14 protein-coding genes are annotated in these 17,902 nt (G+C 47.8%); 2 read left to right on the top strand and 12 right to left on the bottom strand.

Translation table 11 applies throughout. The features are described 5' to 3' along the window. Positions 1–2: 2 nt before the first annotated feature. The 10 genes from KK083_RS20460 to KK083_RS20415 form a co-directional block, all read right to left on the bottom strand. Positions 3–1,307 (bottom strand): heavy metal-binding domain-containing protein, encoded by a 1,305-nt coding sequence (locus KK083_RS20460; RefSeq protein WP_254167097.1) that lies wholly within the window; start codon positions 1,305–1,307, stop codon positions 3–5. Continuing rightward, on the bottom strand, positions 1,285–2,538 hold the full coding sequence (locus KK083_RS20455; RefSeq protein ID WP_254167095.1) for a TolC family protein: 1,254 nt from the start codon (positions 2,536–2,538) through the stop codon (positions 1,285–1,287). The genes KK083_RS20460 and KK083_RS20455 overlap by 23 nt, the downstream gene beginning before the upstream one ends. Further along, complete coding sequence (locus KK083_RS20450; RefSeq protein WP_254167093.1) at positions 2,522–4,447, bottom strand: efflux RND transporter permease subunit; 1,926 nt, start codon at positions 4,445–4,447, stop codon at positions 2,522–2,524. Before KK083_RS20450 ends, KK083_RS20455 begins: the two co-directional genes overlap by 17 nt. A 2-nt stretch (positions 4,448–4,449) precedes the next feature. Next, the gene (locus KK083_RS20445; RefSeq protein WP_254167091.1) at positions 4,450–5,733 is read right to left on the bottom strand and encodes an efflux RND transporter permease subunit; all 1,284 of its coding nucleotides are present in this window, start codon (positions 5,731–5,733) and stop codon (positions 4,450–4,452) included. Positions 5,734–5,827: 94 nt separating this feature from the next. Next, positions 5,828–6,235, bottom strand: coding sequence for an HYC_CC_PP family protein (locus KK083_RS20440; RefSeq protein WP_254167089.1), 408 nt, complete (start codon positions 6,233–6,235; stop codon positions 5,828–5,830). 141 nt (positions 6,236–6,376) lie between these two features. After that, complete coding sequence (locus KK083_RS20435; protein WP_254167087.1) at positions 6,377–6,583, bottom strand: heavy-metal-associated domain-containing protein; 207 nt, start codon at positions 6,581–6,583, stop codon at positions 6,377–6,379. A 249-nt stretch (positions 6,584–6,832) separates the two neighbouring features. Further along, complete coding sequence (locus tag KK083_RS20430) at positions 6,833–9,079, bottom strand: heavy metal translocating P-type ATPase (protein WP_254167085.1); 2,247 nt, start codon at positions 9,077–9,079, stop codon at positions 6,833–6,835. Positions 9,080–9,375: 296 nt separating this feature from the next. Next, complete coding sequence (locus tag KK083_RS20425; RefSeq protein WP_254167083.1) at positions 9,376–10,503, bottom strand: hypothetical protein; 1,128 nt, start codon at positions 10,501–10,503, stop codon at positions 9,376–9,378. A gap of 268 nt (positions 10,504–10,771) precedes the next feature. Then, positions 10,772–11,905 carry a hypothetical protein gene (locus tag KK083_RS20420; protein WP_254167081.1) on the bottom strand — a complete coding sequence of 378 codons (1,134 nt, stop codon included), beginning with the start codon at positions 11,903–11,905 and terminating at the stop codon, positions 10,772–10,774. Positions 11,906–12,032: 127 nt separating this feature from the next. Further along, complete coding sequence (locus KK083_RS20415; protein WP_254167079.1) at positions 12,033–12,893, bottom strand: universal stress protein; 861 nt, start codon at positions 12,891–12,893, stop codon at positions 12,033–12,035. Between the two features lie 123 nt (positions 12,894–13,016). On the opposite strand from KK083_RS20415, the gene KK083_RS20410 reads away from it, so the two are divergent. Beyond that, positions 13,017–14,414 carry an MBL fold metallo-hydrolase RNA specificity domain-containing protein gene (locus tag KK083_RS20410; RefSeq protein ID WP_254167077.1) on the top strand — a complete coding sequence of 466 codons (1,398 nt, stop codon included), beginning with the start codon at positions 13,017–13,019 and terminating at the stop codon, positions 14,412–14,414. A 97-nt stretch (positions 14,415–14,511) separates the two neighbouring features. Next, positions 14,512–14,961 (top strand): pyridoxamine 5'-phosphate oxidase family protein, encoded by a 450-nt coding sequence (locus KK083_RS20405; protein ID WP_254167075.1) that lies wholly within the window; start codon positions 14,512–14,514, stop codon positions 14,959–14,961. A 33-nt stretch (positions 14,962–14,994) separates the two neighbouring features. Here KK083_RS20405 and KK083_RS20400 read toward each other — a convergent pair whose 3' ends face one another. Then, positions 14,995–16,038 carry a 2-hydroxyacid dehydrogenase gene (locus KK083_RS20400; RefSeq protein ID WP_254167074.1) on the bottom strand — a complete coding sequence of 348 codons (1,044 nt, stop codon included), beginning with the start codon at positions 16,036–16,038 and terminating at the stop codon, positions 14,995–14,997. A 271-nt stretch (positions 16,039–16,309) separates the two neighbouring features. Next, positions 16,310–17,608 (bottom strand): PQQ-dependent sugar dehydrogenase, encoded by a 1,299-nt coding sequence (locus KK083_RS20395; RefSeq protein WP_254167073.1) that lies wholly within the window; start codon positions 17,606–17,608, stop codon positions 16,310–16,312. Positions 17,609–17,902: the final 294 nt, after the last annotated feature.

The raw sequence follows: 17,902 nt of genomic DNA, 5'->3' as shown, positions 1-17,902 counted from the left end.
TGCTACTTTTGAGTTTTGATGAAACTTTCACTGTCTACTAAATATTGAGCATTGGCAGCAATCTCATCCGAAGAAGAAAGCCCCTGCCTGATCTCCACCACATCGCCTGTACGGGCGCCAACAACAACCTTTTTAGGCTTCAGCACTTTTTTGTCCCTGATGAATACCACTTTGTCAACACCCAGGTCGAGCAATGCTTCCCTGGGTATCCACAGGGCTTCCACGGAGGAGCCCGCAAGCCTCGCTCTTACCAGGTGGCCGATGTGGAGCTTATCTGATCGCTTTGTATAAACCCTCACGGTAAGAAATTCCTGGCCTTCGTTGAAGAAAGGCTGAACGAAGTCGACTGTTGCCTGTTGCACCTCACCATCTCCGAAATCAAGCTTCACATCCGTGCCTTTCTTGATCGCGTTAGCCATCGCTGATGGAAGATTCAATTCAACAAGAAGCGCGGAAGTGTTCACAACTTTGAATAATGTTTGGCCTGATGTAACATAGCTCCCCTCCCTGATGAGGTTTCCGGGAGCAGCGGTAGTTGTTGTAGACTGCGTTGACGAACTGGCCGATGTTGACCCCATTCCGTCACTCATGCCTCCTGGCGCGGCGGTTGATGAAACGGGCGCGGCGGTTGGCGCGACGGGGGCCTGTTGGGTTTCAGCGATCACGTAACCATCGTATGGACTGTAGATCGCAAAGGTGTTTTGAGGCTCCTTCCGTTGAATAAGCGTTTTGATCTGCGACTCAGTGGCACCCAGCAATTGCAGTCGCTGCTTTGCGCCATTGATCAGCGGCTCATTTTGTGCATCGTTCTCTAACAGAAAGAGGAGCTCACGTTGCGCGGTAAGCAATTCAGGACTGTAGATCTCGGCCACCTTCTGACCTTTTTTCACTGACTGAAAGGGGTATTTGATGAATACCTGCTCTAACCGTCCACCTGTTCTTGATGGTATGGTGAAAATGTTACGCGTATCATAAGTAACAACACCTTGTGCTTCGATGCGCACCGGCATTGTCTTGTATTCTCCTTTAATTGTCCTGATGGAGGCGACTACCGTTTCATTAGGTGATTTGATCAGGCGTGCAAGGTCTTCGGTGATCTCAACCGCTTCACCCGGGCGCGCCTTTCTCACAAGGTCCATTCCGCAAACAGGACATGTGCCTGGCCTGTCCTGAATCACAGTAGGGTGCATCGGGCAGGTATAGGTATCGTGTTCCGCATGCGTTCCGTTCTTGTTACAAGCCGCTGCAAACAGCAGAAGCAGGAACAGCGCCGTCATGACTATATTACTTTTCCAATTCCTTTTCATAGCGCACGATCATGTTATAATATTCCTGGTTCTTTTCGAGGTATTCCATTTGCGCCATGTTCAGCGCCTCCCATGCGTCGATCACCATCGGTAATTGCTCACGGTTCTCTTCATAAGCGAGCATCAACGTTTGGTAATTCTTCCGCAGTGCCGGAACGATCTTCGTATCGTAGTTCTCGAGCTGGTGCTTCATCCTCGTCAGCTGTGACGCCATCCCTGCCAGCATTCCCCTGGTTTCAACCAGTATGGCTTCCCTGCCTTTTTTCATGGCTTCGATGTCATACTGCATTCCTTTCACTTCCGACCGGTACATCCTGGAAGACCAGGGGGCAATTGGAATGGATACCATGGCCATCGCTGTGAACTGGGTCGGCATGTTGCCGATAGGTTGCATGTGATCAAAACGGATCTTGAAATCGGGCTTGGCCTGAAACCGCTGGAGCTGTTGATTCAGACGCATGGTTTCAATGGTCTTGTCGATCTGCCTGATATCGCTTCGTTGCGCGCTTAACGCAGCCGTGTCATAGATCACCCGATCCGGCTCATATTGCACCCGAGTAGTTGTGTCTACCATGATCTTCGTTTCCACGGGAAGGTTCATCAGACCCTTCAGTCTGAACGCGCTTTCTTCGATATCGCCGCTGGTCATCTGGATCATATTCTGAACTTCGCTCAACCTGCCTTCAGCCTTGTAGATGTTGCCGAGACTTCCTTGATTGTAGGGATAGCGGATCCTGGCAAGCTTCAGCATCAATTCCATAATGCGCTCGTTCTCCTGCAGGATCTTCAGCTTCTCCTCGGCCACGAGCCACTGATAGTACATCGCTTTTGCCTCGCTGCGCAGCTGGTTGAATTGTGCTGACCTGTTTTGCTCTTCCACCGCTGCCCGCGACGAGAGATACGTTCTATTGGCGTTCAATTTGGCCGGGTTAGGGATCTCCTGCTCGACAGAGAACATCCACGCGCCTTTATCACGCTCATCCATCAACATTTGATTTGGATAAGGCTTCATGAATGTTCCAGCGCCAACCATGGGAGCCATCCAGCTTTTTGCGCCTTCCGCATAGGTGTTGAGCGCTTTTACCTTATTGTCATATTCCTGAAGCATCGGGTTCTGTCTGTCAATGATCTGCAGCACACTGTCAAGACTGATCACCTGGGCGTTGCTCTTCATGACCAGGCTGAGCCAGCATGCTATAAACAAAACCGATGTCCTAATGCTTAACTTCATAAACTTCGATTTTTCCGAATTTTCTTAATTCATATTCTTTCGTCATCAAAAAGATGAGTGGGGTCACCAGCAGAATGTGTGTTGACGAGGTGAGCACCCCCCCGATCATCGGGAGCACAATGGGTTTCATCACGTCGCTGCCAACACCTGTCGCCCACAACACCGGGATCAGGCCGAACAAAGCCACACACACTGTCATCAGCTTGGGACGCAGGCGTTTTGCTGCTCCCGCGATCACGTATTCTCTAAGCTCCTCCCTTGAAATTGTCTCACTTGAATTGCCGCGCAGCTTCACCAACTGCTGCATGGCGTCGTTCAGGTAGATCACCATAACAACACCGGTCTCCACTGCGATACCGAATAACGCGATGAATCCCACCGCCACGGCAACTGAAAGATTCACGCCATAGAAGTAAACCATATAGGCGCCGCCGATCAACGCGAAGGGTACTGTGATCAGGCTGAAAAACGCTTCACGGATAGAATGAAAAGCCAGGTAGAGTGAAATGAAGATGATCAACAGCACAACGGGAAGAATGATCATCAGCGTTTGCTTGCCGCGAATAAGGTTCTCGTATTGTCCGCTCCACTCCAGGTAATAGCCGTTGGGCAATCCACCGAGATTTTTATTCAATGTTTCAATTGCTTCTTTAACCGTGCTGCCCAAATCTCTGTCGCGCACGTTGAACAAAACAGCGCCTCTTAACAGAGCATTTTCCGATACGATCATGGGCGGTCCGTTCTCAAACCTGATGTCGGCTACGGAAGACAAAGGCACCGTTCCCAATGACGCGGTTTTAATGGGGATCCGTTTTAATTGTTCGATGCTGTTACGATAATCCTGGGCAAGTCTTACACTGATCGTGAACCGTTGTCTTCCTTCAATGGTTTGCCCGATAGGGCTTCCGCCGATCGCAGATTCCACAACGGTGTTCACGTCATTGACCGAGAGCCCATACCGCGACAGCGCATCACGCTTTACATCGATGGTCAGGTATTTCCCGCCCGTGATCGGGTCCACATAAAGATCCTTTATACCCGGCACACCTTCCAGCGCAGCTTTCACACGTTCTGACACCGCAGCAATGCTGTCGAGGTTTTGGCCATACACCTTCACACCAACGTCGGTTCTGATGCCGGTAGCCAGCATGTTGATACGGTTGATGATCGGTTGCGTCCAGCCGTTCACAACACCGGGGATCTGCATTTTAGCATCCAGCTCATTGATGATATCGTTCTTGCTGATGCCTTCTCTCCATTCCGTTTTCGGTTTGAGCATAATGATCGTCTCGATCATGCTGATGGGCGAGTTGTCTGTGGCCGTGCTGGCCCTTCCGGCTTTGCCAAGAACTTTGTCGACCTCGGGCACCGATTTAATGATCTTGTCCTGCACCTGGAGAATGCGTTTGGCTTCTTCGTTTGAAACATCAGGCAACGTCACCGGCATAAACAGAATGGATTGTTCATCCAGCGGCGGCATAAATTCGCTGCCAAGGCTGATGAGCAATGGAACGCTGATCACCAGGGCCAGAATGTTTACGCCGATCGTTGTCTTGCGCCACTTCATACAGGCGCGGATCACCGGCTCATATATTTTTTCAAGGAAGTGGTTGATCGGATTACTTCTTTCGTCCTTAAACCTTCCCTTCATGAAGAAAGAGATGATCACGGGCGCCAGTGTTACCACCAGCATGGCATCGACGATCAGGATGAACGTTTTCGTATACGCCAGCGGATGAAAAAGCTTGCCCTCCTGCCCCGTGAGCATGAACACGGGAAGAAACGATGTGATAATAATTATGGTGGAATAGAACACACCGCGCGACACCTGTTTGGAAGATCTTTCGATGATCGCCATACGCTCGGCTTCTTCTATCTTGTTATATATTTTTCTCCTGAACAATTTCATAACTACTTCTCTCCAGGGTTTAATTCGGCATATCTGCTGGAAAGGTTCTTATAAGCGTTTTCCGCCATGATGATACCGTTATCCACGATCACGCCGATGGCCAGCGCAATTCCCGTCAGCGACATGATGTTTGACGTGATACCGAATGCATTCAATAAAATAAAGCTTGTGGCGATGGTGATCGGTATTTGAATGATGATGCTGACCGCGCTTCGCCAGTGGAACAGGAAGATGATAACCACCAGCGACACCACGATCATTTCTTCAATGAGCGTGGTTTTGATCGACGAGATCGATTCTTCGATAAGCTCGCTGCGGTCATAAACAATGTTGAACTTCATTCCCTGCGGAAATCCTTTGGCCACTTCTTCCATTTTCTTTTTCACATTGCCAATTACCTCATCGGCATTCTCTCCATACCGCATCACCACGATACCACCTACCACCTCACCTTCGCCATCGACGTCGAATATTCCAAGGCGGGTTTCACCGGTCATTTGAACGGAGGCAACATCGCGGATCCTGACGGGAACGGTGTTGACGGTCTTTACAGGAATGTTTTCGATCTCCTCAACCGATTTCAGATAACCGGTGGTCTTGATGATGTAGCCGATGTCGCTCATCTCGAACTTCCTTCCACCGGCCTCGTTGTTGTTGGCGCGGATGGACTGAATTACTTCGGGAGCGGACAGACCGTAATAGGTGAGCTTGTTGGGATCAAGTGTTACCTGGTATTGTTTCTGAAATCCGCCGAATGAAGCGATCTCACTCACACCGGGCACATTCTGCAGGCCGAACTTCACATACCAATCCTGGACGGCGCGTTGTTCGCCGAGATCCATACCGGGCGCATCGAGGGTATACCATAATATGTGACCGACACCGGTACCATCGGGCCCGAGCGTGGGCGTAACACCTTCCGGCAGCAGGCGCGTGGCATAGTTGAGACGTTCGAGCACCCGTTCACGCGCCCAATAAACATCTGTTTCATCATCGAAGATCACATACACGAAGCTCATTCCGAACATGGAACTGCCGCGTACATATTTCACCTGCGGCAGACCTTGCAGGTTTGTCACCAACGGATAGGTCACCTGGTCCTCGATGATCTGCGGGCTTCTTCCCATCCATTCCGTAAAAACGATCACCTGGTTTTCAGACAGGTCGGGAATAGCATCGATCTTATTGGTCTGCACCGAATAGACACCCCAGGCAAAAAGTCCTGCGGCCACCAGCAGCACAAGGAATCTGTTTTTTAATGATATAGAAATAAGTCTTTCTATCATGTCTTCAGTAGAAATAAGGAGTAATAGAGAATTACAGGCGCTTGAGCATCAGCGCGACAAGACAGGAGTGTTTACTCCTCAAGACATGAAGAGATCAGATCAGGAAAACCTGGAGGGAGACGGTGAGGTCAAACGATCGCAAAGGCGGATCGTAATTGTAATATTGTGTGCGGGAGATGTCGGCTGCAGGGATCACTTCTGAGATCAGCACGAGGGGCTGTTCAAGGTCCATTGGAGCAGGCGCCACTATTTGGACTTGCCCTGCCGATGCCTTGAGGTCAGTTGCTTCATGAGAGACGGTCTCATCTTCACAGCAGGCCGGCTTCATGTGTTTATGGCAAGGTGGAAGTGCCTTCTCTTTCTGACAGCTGTCGGCATGACCAAACAGCGCCACATTCTGAACCTCGCCCATGCAAATGTGCATGCCCACGATAAAGCTGGTGGATGAGACCAGCACCAGGAAGGCTAAAATAACGGCCGATATGGTTCGGAGCACTTTCATTGACTGTTCAAATCTAACGGAATTTCCGGATTTAGGATTTATACTTTAAGATTAATCTGTTATAGAATTCCATGAAAGCGGGTTTAAATCAGTTGTTTTTACCAACCCTTTGAGGGTTAAGAACCCTCAAAGGGTTAGGAACTAAAGTGCTTCTGCTTTATAGCCAGCCTTTTCAACAGCCTTGATTACTTTCGCTTTGTCATCTTCTCCGACTACAGTAAGCACTTTTGCCGGGTTGTTGTAATCCACTTCCCACTTATTTTCACCAAGCGCTTCGTTCAGGAAGGGCGTTACGTTCGCTACACAGCCAGCGCACTTTATGGTTGTTTTGAATTTAATTGTTTCCATGATTATTATTCTTATATACAAATAAACGCTTTCGGATGTTTTTCGGCTTTATATAATTACCAGACAGATTTATATAATTACACCATGTATCAGAAAACAACGGCGATGCATACAACGGCGATCACAATCCCCAACACAAGCAAGACTATCTTTTCACTGTTTTTTACCATGTTACTTTCGATGATCAAAGGTATGACTGGCATCAACAGACACAGTTACATATCAGCCGTAAGGATTTTGTCTTGACCGCTAGATTTTCGCAGACCTTAGTCGCAAGCTGTTGCCTACGACACTCACCGAGCTCAGGGCCATCGCTGCGCCGGCAATCATCGGATCGAGCAGGAAACCGTTTAACGGATACAGGACGCCGGCCGCAACCGGTATACCGATGACGTTGTAGATAAATGCCCAGAACAAGTTCTGCCGGATGCCACGAACGGTCTTGGTTGATAAGTTAAGCGCCTTTGGGATGGATTGCAGATCGGAAGTAATTAAAGTCATCTTCGCCACATCCATGGCAATGTCTGAACCTTTGCCCATCGCGATGCTCACATCGGCTTGTGCCAGCGCATGCGAGTCGTTGATTCCATCGCCAACCATGGCAACCACTTTGCCCTCGGACTGAAGCTTTTTAACAAAGTCTGCTTTGTCGGATGGAAGGACCTCGGCTTTGAAATGTTTCAGTCCTACCTGACCGGCTACCGCTTTTGCCGTCTGGGCGTTGTCACCTGTCAGCATATAAACATCGATACCTTTCTTTTGTAATGATTCAATGGCAGCACGTGAGGTCGCCTTGATCTTGTCAGCAATGGCAATGACAGCCAGAACACTTTCGCCATTGGTGAAATAGACCACCGTTTTTGCTTCCGATTGAAGCCTGTCGGCCGTTGCAGAAATGCTTTCGGAAACGTTGATCTTATTTTCAGCAACAAGCTTTCTGTTTCCAACAAAGTATGGTGTACCGTTATAACTTCCCTTTACACCACGTGCTGTGAGGCTTTCGAACTTTTCCAGGGACAGCGATTTTGCACCGTCATTTTTGAGCTTGCCAGCTACCGCCTCTGCCAATGGATGTTCAGACTGTGCCTCCAGCGTGTATAAGATGTCCTTCAATTCAGATGAGATGCCCGCTGTTTTCCAAACAAGGTCGGTGACCACCGGTTTCCCTTCAGTGATCGTGCCTGTTTTGTCCAGGATCACGGCATTCACTTTGTGCGCAAGCTCGAGGCTTTCAGCGTCCTTGATAAGGATATTATTCTCCGCGCCTTTACCAACGCCTACCATAATGGCCGTTGGCGTTGCAAGCCCAAGGGCGCACGGACAGGCGATCACCAGCACGGTAACGGAGGTTAACAGCGCATGGGTGAAGGCATTGTCTCCACCAAGAACCATCCAGGTAATAAAGGTCAGGATGGCAATGCCGATCACGATCGGAACAAAGATCCCGGCAATTTTATCTACCAGCTTTTGTACGGGCGCCTTACTTCCCTGGGCCTGTTGAACCATCTTGATGATGTGTGCGAGTACAGTGTCGCCGCCAACCTTTTGGGCCTCGAAGTAAAAACTTCCCTTTTGATTGACCGTGCCGGCGAAGACCTTTTCTCCCGCGCTCTTTTCCACGGGCACAGGTTCACCCGAGATCATGCTCTCATCCACATAGGAGGACCCGCTGATCACAACGCCGTCTACGGGAATCTTTTCGCCAGGACGCACAAGGATCTTATGCCCTACCTTTACTGACGCGATTGGAATTTCCTGCTCCACACCATCGATGATGGCCCGTACGGTTTTCGGCTGTAGTCCCATCAATTTTTTGATCGCCAAAGAAGTATTGGATTTGGCTTTCTCCTCCAGGAGTTTTCCGAGTGAAATAAAGGCAATGACCACGGCGGCAGCTTCATAATACACATGCGCATGTAAACCGCGGGCATGCCAGAACTCAGGAAAAAAGGTATTAAAAACGCTGAATACAAACGCGATGCCGGTAGACAATGCCACCAGCGTATCCATGTTTGCTTTCAGGTGTTTTGCCTGTTTCCACGCGTTGACAAAGAAATTTCTGCCAAAGTAAAATACAACCGGTGCTGTCAACGCCATGGAAATGTACGTTCCATAGGGCATGTCCATCAGGAACATCCCGATGATCACCACCGGTAAAGCAAGGACCGACGACCAGATGGTCCTGTTCTTCACTGCCTCATAGTGTTTCCGTTGTGCTTCTTCCTGAACCGCCTGCGGATCTTCTACATTTACCACCAGGTCGTATCCGATGGATCGTACGGAGTTCTGCAGGTCGTTCACGGTTGCGAGTTTGGCATCATATTCAACCGTTGCCGTCTGATTGGCAAAGTTCACGGCTGCATCTTTCACGCCTGCCGTAGCCTTGAGCATTGACTCCACACTTACTGCGCACGCGGCACAGGTCATCTCCAATACCGGAAATGTTTCGCGTATATATTTTCCATTGGTATTCCTTGTCAGCACTTCAGCGGCCATAAATCATTAAGTTTTCTACCTCAAATAACGTATAATGATGCCGCCGGAGAGTTATATAATTGCCGGAAAGACTTACAGATTTCCAAGAAACAGAAATAGGGTGGCTTTTCCACTTTTCATCATTTCGTATCGCAGTTATCTGATACCCAATTATGGCTTAATTTTATCTTAAAATAGAGAGTCTCAGCCGAATGACAGCCCCACAGCCATATAATATATGCTTCAATTTTCTCCTACAGCCTACACAAGAAACCGAAGTTTGAGACGCTTCCGGGGCTTTCGAGGCCATTGGTATTCTAGTAATACAACTCCGTATATGCAAATGGCTTCAACTTGTGAAAAAGATGATGCTGCCAATTTTCAATCAACGCTCCGTGAATAGGATTATTATAACCGTGGGGGCCTACAAAAACTTCCTTCGGATTTTTATCAGTAATTAATTTGTAGGCAATGTCTCCTGCTCTTAGAGCGCCTATGCAACTTTTAAGAAGTTGGTCAAGGTCAAGATTTGCATTATACTTTCGGTTCATAAGCTCCGCCATTGTTTCAAACGTTTTAAAGAGCATCAAGGCACGATGAGGTGCTTCTGGGTGTGTACTCGTTCCAGCAACCATATTTCGAAAATCCCCATCACCGAAAAGTCTAAACAGAGTCAACAATGTAAAATAAAAATTTGCAAGTAGATTATAGACATTACCAAAGATCATTTGAGTAAATTCGTTCCGATCCTTTATTTGAGGATTCATAGTCGCTCGAATCAGTACGCCACAACAGTTGCCGAATGCCATTCCGTCAGCATCCATTTCCATTGTTTGCCGATCTAATAGATGTTGGCTTTGCAGGCCAACCGTACCATTTTCTTGAATGCGATAAACTCCGTGATTTGCAATTTCGTAGTCAACATGGCCATTCGTGATATGCGCCAATTCATGCTCGAAAATCCAATTTAAAGCTAAGTTGGTTAGGAATGTCGCATAGCCTCTGCGTACTTCGTCCTGTGGCCAATACATACCACCACGTCTGTTAGCCTCCTCAATCATAGTTTGAGCGTTCAGAAAGTACCCCTTAATTGGATTATCCACTGCTACCTCTTTAGAAATGTCACCAAGCTGAGGTAAGATAGTAGGATTGGAAAGAAGTCGATTGTACAATTCGTGCAATATGTGATTAGTTCCGTCTGATATGTTAATGAAATAATTACCTGCATACTTGAATGCAAATGCGTCAAAATCTGGAGTCAGCGCTTGTTCATAAATAAGCTTCGAGCTAAATGGTTTCCACATGGGAGGGCTGGAAAGCCCTAATAACCTTTGGATTCTCTTGTGTGCGTCTATGTAATGGCCGGAAAAAGCAAGGTATTGATGGCTAACAGAATGTAACGGGGCGATGGCTTCGTTGAATAGATTGGTATCGTTGTCATTCATGACTTATTATACGAAAAAGTCTGTTGATTTAAAAAAATCGCTTTCGATACTCCAATCAAAGCTGAGGTCTTAACCTTTACTAGCACATTACCAAACATCATCCCTCCTTTGAATTCTGTTTTATTTACTCTAGTTTGATCATCATTATTTGCAAGCCCGCGAAACGTACACTTTGAATTGCTAGTTAGTGACTTGGGGATAACGCTTCTGCACAGGGTCGCTACGCGTGGTTGACTAATGTCCCCGCCTTTTGGAGGCCACAATCATGCTAGTAATACAAATCCTTGTATGAAAATGGTTTCAACTTGTAAAAAAGGTGATCCTGCCAATTCTTTATCAACGCCTCATGAATTGGATTATCATAACCGTGGGATCCTATAAAAGCTTCCTTTGGGTCCTTATCAGTAATTAGTCTGTAAGAAATTCCGCCCATTCTTAGAGCTTCTATGCAACTCGTCAAAAGTCGGTCCATGCTAAGATTTGCATGATACTTTCGGTTCATATGCTCCATCATTGGTTCAAAAGTTTTAAGAAGCATCAATGCACGATGCGGTGCTTCAGGATGAGTACTTGTTCCAGCAATCATGTTTCGAAAGTCCCCATCACCGAAAAGTCTAAACAAATTCAGCAATGCAAAATAAAAATCTCCAAGTAGCCTATACACATCGCCAAAGACAATTTGACTAAATTCACTCATGTTCTTTAATTGTGGATGAATAGAAGCTCGAATCAGCACACCACAACAGTTGCCGAATGCGGCTCCATCAGCATCCATTTCCATTGTTTGCCGATCTAATAAATGTTGGCTTTGCAAACCAACTGTACCATTTTCTTGAATACGACAAACACCATAATTAGCAATTTCGTAGTCCACATGGCCATTAGTGATATGTGCAAGTTCATGCTCGAAAATCCAATCCAAAGCTAAGTTGCTAAGAAATATTGCATACCTCCTGCGCATTTCATCTCGTGGCCAATACAAACCACCACGTCTTTCAGACTCCTCTACCATAACTAGAGCGTTCAGGAAATAACCCTTAATTGGATTGACCGCTGTGACCTCTTTGGAAATGTCACCAAACTGCGGCAAGATAGTAGGATTGGAAAGAAGTCGATTGTACAATTCGTGCAATATGTGATGAGTTCCGTCCGATATGTTAATGAAATAATTACCTGAATACTTGAATGCAAATGCGTCAAAGTCTGGATTCAGTGCTTGTTCATAAATAAGCTTCGAACTAAAAGGCTTCAATAAGGGGGAACCGGAATGCCTTAATACCTTTTTTATTTTGTCTCGTGCATGAATGTAATGGCCGCGAAAAACAAGGTACTGACGATCAACAGACTGTAGATCAAACGAGGCCATGGCTTCGTTGAACAGATTGGTGTCATTATCACTCATAGCAGTATTATACAAAAACAACTACCATTTGCGAAATAATTCGATACTTTAACGTCTCCAAAGTGTGATCTTAATCATTGGGTTATCTATAATTATCCGCCCAGGTATTCCTTCTGAAACAAAAAAGTCATCGATACAGCTCCGGGGTAACATACGTCAGCACAGGTCGCTGGGCATGGTTGACCACGTCTTCGGCAATGCTTCCAACCAGCACATGCGCGAACCCGGTTCTTCCATGCGTGGCCATGGCGATCAGGTCGGCATTGACGCTGGAGGCAAAGTGAAGGATGCCCTCCTCTTCACTCCTGTCGCTGAATACGTTGATGGTATAATTTTCGAGCTTGAGCTTCCGGGCAAAATCGCGCATGACTTTTTTCACCTCATGGTCGGAACGGAAGTTCATAGGCGTGTTGATCCGCACGAGGTGGATGGTGGCGTTATACATTTCCTGGGCGTTCTTCACTACTGAAGCAAATTCAGTTTCATTTTCACTCAGACAGCTCGCGTAAACAATGTTGACGAAATCTTTTCCGTTAGGCTCTTCGTGAACCGTCAACACCGGGCATTTGGCATAACGAACCACTTTTTCGGTATTCGATCCAACGATCATCTCTTCCAGTTTTGACCGGCCCGACGTTCCCATTACCACCAGGTCGGCCTGGGAATCGGTGATCACCGTTCTGATCCCATGAAAAGGATTACCGAGTCGCAATTCGCAGGTCACGAAAATACCCTCGTCCTCAACAAGCCTGGCCGCGTCCTCCAGCTGCCCTTTATTCTTCTCGATAAGCTTCAGCGTAAAAAGTTTATCTTCCCATCCTCCGTCATTATTGATCTGGCCTTCAACATTAAACGACTCCGACGTGGGCTGCTCCACAATGTGCAGCAGGATGATGCGCGCTTTGGCTTTTTTCGCGACCCCGATCGCGGTCTGCAGGGCCCATTGTGCCGGCTTGGAAAAATCATAGGGAACTAATATCTTCTTCATGGCGATAATATTTGTTGATAGATTAAAAGTAAACGATCATGTTAAGCTGTATCTTGAAGAAGGTCATCGAAAACCCTGATTTATGTCATATTGTGCTTTACCAGCATTTACCAGTTTTCCGGCATGGATGTAAAAGTGAAATTCTTAGGTGCAACTGGCACGGTTACAGGTTCAAGGTTCCTGCTCGATATTGGCGGCTTCCGGCTGCTCGTTGACTGTGGGTTGTTTCAAGGTTTGAAAGAATTACGGTTAAGAAACTGGGAGCCGTTCCCCGTAAAGGCCGATTCGATCAATGCTGTAGTGATCAGCCACGCACACATCGATCACACGGGATATTTACCCCGGTTGGTCAAGGAAGGTTACAAAGGTCCCATCTATTGCACGCGTCCAACGGCTGACCTGATGGAGATCATGTTGCTCGATTCTGCCAAGCTCCAGGAAGAAGAGGCTTCGTTTGCCTATGAAAAGGGCTATTCAAAACATGCCAACCCTCAACCGCTCTACACCACACAAGATGCTGAAGCGGTTTTCCCGCTACTGAAAAAATATAACTATGACGAAAGCATCAGACTGGCAGACAACATCGAAATAATATATAAGGATGCGGGACATCTGCTCGGGTCAGCCATCACCGAGCTTTATATCAAAGGTGACAGCCAGTCAAAGAAAATAGTGTTTTCGGGAGACCTTGGACGAAACCACGACGCCATGCTGCGCCCGCCCGCCATGATCGAAAGCGCTGATATTCTCTTTGTAGAGTCTACTTATGGCAATAAAAGCAATCCCGCGCCCGACCCCGAGGGTGACCTGGAAAGGATCGTGAAGGAAACTTTCGCCAGGGGTGGCGTTGTACTGATCCCCGCATTTGCCGTAGGAAGAACGCAGGTACTGCTTTATTATCTTCATCAGTTAATGGAGACCGGAAAAATTCCAGATGTTCCGGTTTATATCGACAGCCCGATGGCCATCTCCGCCACGTATTTGTACTACCGGTATCCGGACTATCATAAAGTAAAATTCAATCAAAGTGAATTTGCCAGAAAGCTTGAAACCAACATGCTGCTGTTTGTAAAAACGTCAAAACATTCTAAAGCATTGAATGAGATCAAGGCTAACGCCATCATTATCTCCTCCAGTGGTATGATGACGGGTGGGCGCATCCTTCACCATCTCTATCACCGTCTGCCCAATCCACAAGACACCGTTGTGGTAGCAGGGTACCAGGCTGAAGGTACCCGGGGTAGGAAGCTTGTAGATCAGGAGCCCACCATCAGGATTTTTGGAGAAGAAGTACCCGTGAAATGTAAGGTAGAGAATATGACTTCTCTTTCAGGGCACGCTGATAAAGAAGAGCTGTTTCTGTGGATGAGTCATTTCAAGTCTGCGCCAAAAATGGTCTTCCCGGTGCATGGTGAAAAGAGCAGCTTAGACGCCTATGCAAAAGGGATCAAAGCCCGCTTCAACTGGAATGTCATTCAGCCGGCGTATTTAGAATCGGTAAGCCTGTTTAGAGGTATTTAGAAAGTGACAACGGTCATGCCGTTGGCTGACGTAGCTCGTAGCGGTTCACTCAGTTCATACTTATTTTATGGTATTGAAACAAACAACAAAGATCCGTATGCTGGGCAAACTAACTGAAGCACAAATCGACCAGGTTCTTTACACACAATTTGTGGGCAGGATCGGGTGTCGCTCAAACAACAAGATGTATGTGGTGCCGGTCACGTACGTATATCATGAGGGTTATATCTACGCACATTCCCGCGAGGGCTTAAAGATCAAAATGATGCGCCAGAATCCGGATGTCTGCTTCCAGGTGGACTCGATCGAGAACATGACAAACTGGAGAAGCATCATAGTCTGGGGCAAATACGAAGAGCTGAAAGACAGGAAGCAACAGGCGGCACTGAAGATCATCATGGATCGCCTTGCGCCTTTCATCATGAGCGAGACGGTCAGACCATCGCATGAATTTGCGCATGCCCCCGAGGTGGTTGAAAAAAGTTTAAAAGCTGTTGTCTACAGAATTAAGGCGGCTGAAAAAACCGGCCGGTTCGAAAAGATGTGACCATTCCGGAAGCAAACTTTGCTGCTTCGCACATTAAATGGAACCTACAATGCGCGGCTTTCTCTCCAGGGCATCGGTTTCAATCCCCGGTTTCACCGTTAACTCGTTTTTGCAGGGCACTCCGTTTTGCCAGCAATCCAGGTTATTGATCGTTGTTTCTGCTATTTCTTTGATCGCGTCGGTGGTTAAAAATCCCTGGTGGGCGGTGATCAGAACATTTTTAAAACTTCTTAGTCTCACAAAATTCGCGTCGTGAATAATGTCACCGCTGTGGTCTTCAAAGAACAACCCCTTCTCGAACTCATAAACATCCAGGCATGCCGCACCCAACTGGCGCGAATCCAATGCTTTAATGAGGTCTACTGTGTTGATCACGGCACCCCTGCACGTATTCACAAGGATGGCACCCGGCTTCATCCAGCTGAATTGTGTTTCAGACATCAGATGCCGCGTAGCTGCCGTCAAAGGGCAATGCAGTGACACGACATCGCTTTGTCTCAGCAATGCTTCCAACGACTCGTATTTTATGCCGGCGCTGATGGCTTCCGGATTCACCTGGAGATCATACGCGATCACCTTTGCGCCAAATCCTAGCATGATCCGCGCAAACGCCATCCCGATCTTGCCGGTGCCGATGATGCCCACCGTTTTTCCGTGGATGTCAAACCCCTGCAAAGAATCAATCCTGAAGTCCTGGAGCTGCATCAGCCTTTGTCCCTGAATGAGCTTCCTGTTCACGGCCATCAGCATTGCTACGGCCTGCTCCGCTACAGAATTGGGTGAATACTCTGGCACGTTCGCTACCCGGATGCTAAGCGCTGCCGCTCGCTTCAGATCGACGTGATCGTATCCGGCCGACCTCAGTAAAATATACCGGACCCCAAGTGAATGTAGAATATCAAGCACCGGCGCAGAAGCATCATCAGACGTAAATATTACTATTGCCTCACAACCCGCTGCCAGCTGCGCCGTGTCCCGTTTCAGCCTTTGTTCCGTGAATTGCAACGCATGACCACCGGCCGCCAGTTGAAGCGCAGGTTTGTCATATGACCTTGCACTATATACAAAAACTTTCATAATCTATTATAACCTAAATCATGGCGCAATAAAGATCGTCGGAGGCAGTCCGCTCCTGACAATTGTCATCTTCGCACAAGACTTAACTCATAAATTGGTTAAGCTGCTGTGGGCGTTTTAATTCCAGCAGAAAGTTTTTCGCATAGCAGAAGACGTTGCGTACTGAATTCGATCAGCCAGTGACCTGCAAATCGTAAACATCACGCTTCGCGCTTTATTTTCAAAAGCCTCTCAGATCTTCTCCGAGAGGCTTTATATAAAAAAATGAACATTATTGCCCAATCTTATAAACCTTACCCGATCCTGCCGTACCTGCGCTCGTGGTCACATACACCTCTCCTGCTTTATCCTGGCCGAAGCCAAGCACAAACATACCCAGGTCGTTGTTGCTCATGCCCTTGAGGGAAAGCTTATGGTAGTCCCACGTAGTGCCTGCGCGGTCTGCCGCGAAGATGGCACCGTTGGCGGCGTCAGGATCTTGCGTGAGCACACCGAAGATATATTTTCCATTCAGCGACATGACGGTGCTTCCCTGGTAAACATAACCGCCTACCGATACATTGCCGAGGCCGTCGCTGAAGTTCTTCGCGTTCTTGAATTCGATCACGGGATCTGTGAGTGGCGTTCCATCCGGAGCTGCCGAAGGACATGAGCCCGGCGGTGTTTCAGGGTTGGCATCATCAAAGCAGTGGCGTCCTTCCTTGATGTTCCATCCTAAGTTAGAGCCCTTCTCAACAAGATCGATCTCTTCGTACAGCTCCTGTCCTGCGTCAGCCAGGATGATGCGGTTCTCGGGATCGAAGCAGAACCTGTAAGGGTTTCGAAGTCCGTAGGCGTAGATCTCGTCCATGCCGTCCTTGCCTACAAACGGGTTGTCTGCCGGAATGCCGTAACCAGTTGCTGGCGCAACGTCTATGCGCAGAACACTGCCCAATAAATTCTGGGTGATGTCCTGGCCATTGCCTCCTGCGTTTTCGGTGTACCAGTCTTCTACGTGACCCAGCTGATTGTCATTTCCGCCACCGCCATCCCCTACTGAAATGTAGAGAAAGCCATCACTGCCAAAAGCAATAGTGCCAGCGTTGTGGTTAGGCTGCGGATGGTCCATCGCCAGCAGGATCCGCCCCGACCCGGCATCGGCCACATCGGCATTAGCGGAAGCTTTATACTCTGCTACATAGTTGGTGTGGTCCCAGCCTGCCGGGCCTTCCGCTCTCAGGGGACCGCTGTAATAAACAAAGAACCGTCCATTAGAGGCATAGTTGGGATGGAATGCAAGGCCCAGCAACCCGCGCTCATCCTGAGGGCCACTTCTGGGTGTAAGCTTACCTTGAATATCCAGGAACGGTTGGGCTACCTTTTGTCCGTTCTTAACAATATAGATCTGGCCGAGCTGCTCTATGATAAACAATCTTCCCGAATTGTCGGTAGATTCCGTCAGCAACACAGGAGATGTAAAGCCTTCCGCTACAAGGTTCAGGCTCACCGACAGGTCTTCTTTCTCATCGTCATCGTCACAGGCGTTCACCGCCACCACCAATGCGATCATTAGAATACTTTGATACTTCATGCTATTGTTTGTTATTGAATCCAGAAACAATGTTAATACTGCACTGTTGCAGCTTTCAATCCATCAACACTACGGCTGAAATTGCCGCGTATCATGTCACGTATGGGCTGGACCAATAACGAACAATTCTTATTCCTCCGCTCCCGCCGGTGGCTGCATGTATGACACCCGTAACCGATTATGAGACGGGAGATGATAGATTTGAGACGTGAGATTTGAGATAAGAGACTTGAGATGTGAGATATGAGATATGAGACCCGATACCCATCGGAATGAGGCAAGATTTCATGCACG

This window comes from Chryseosolibacter histidinae, from assembly GCF_018598225.1.
Taxonomy (GTDB): domain Bacteria; phylum Bacteroidota; class Bacteroidia; order Cytophagales; family Cyclobacteriaceae; genus Chryseosolibacter; species Chryseosolibacter histidini.
Note: the sequence above shows the minus strand (reverse complement) of the source record. Positions and strands in the feature narration are given on the sequence as shown.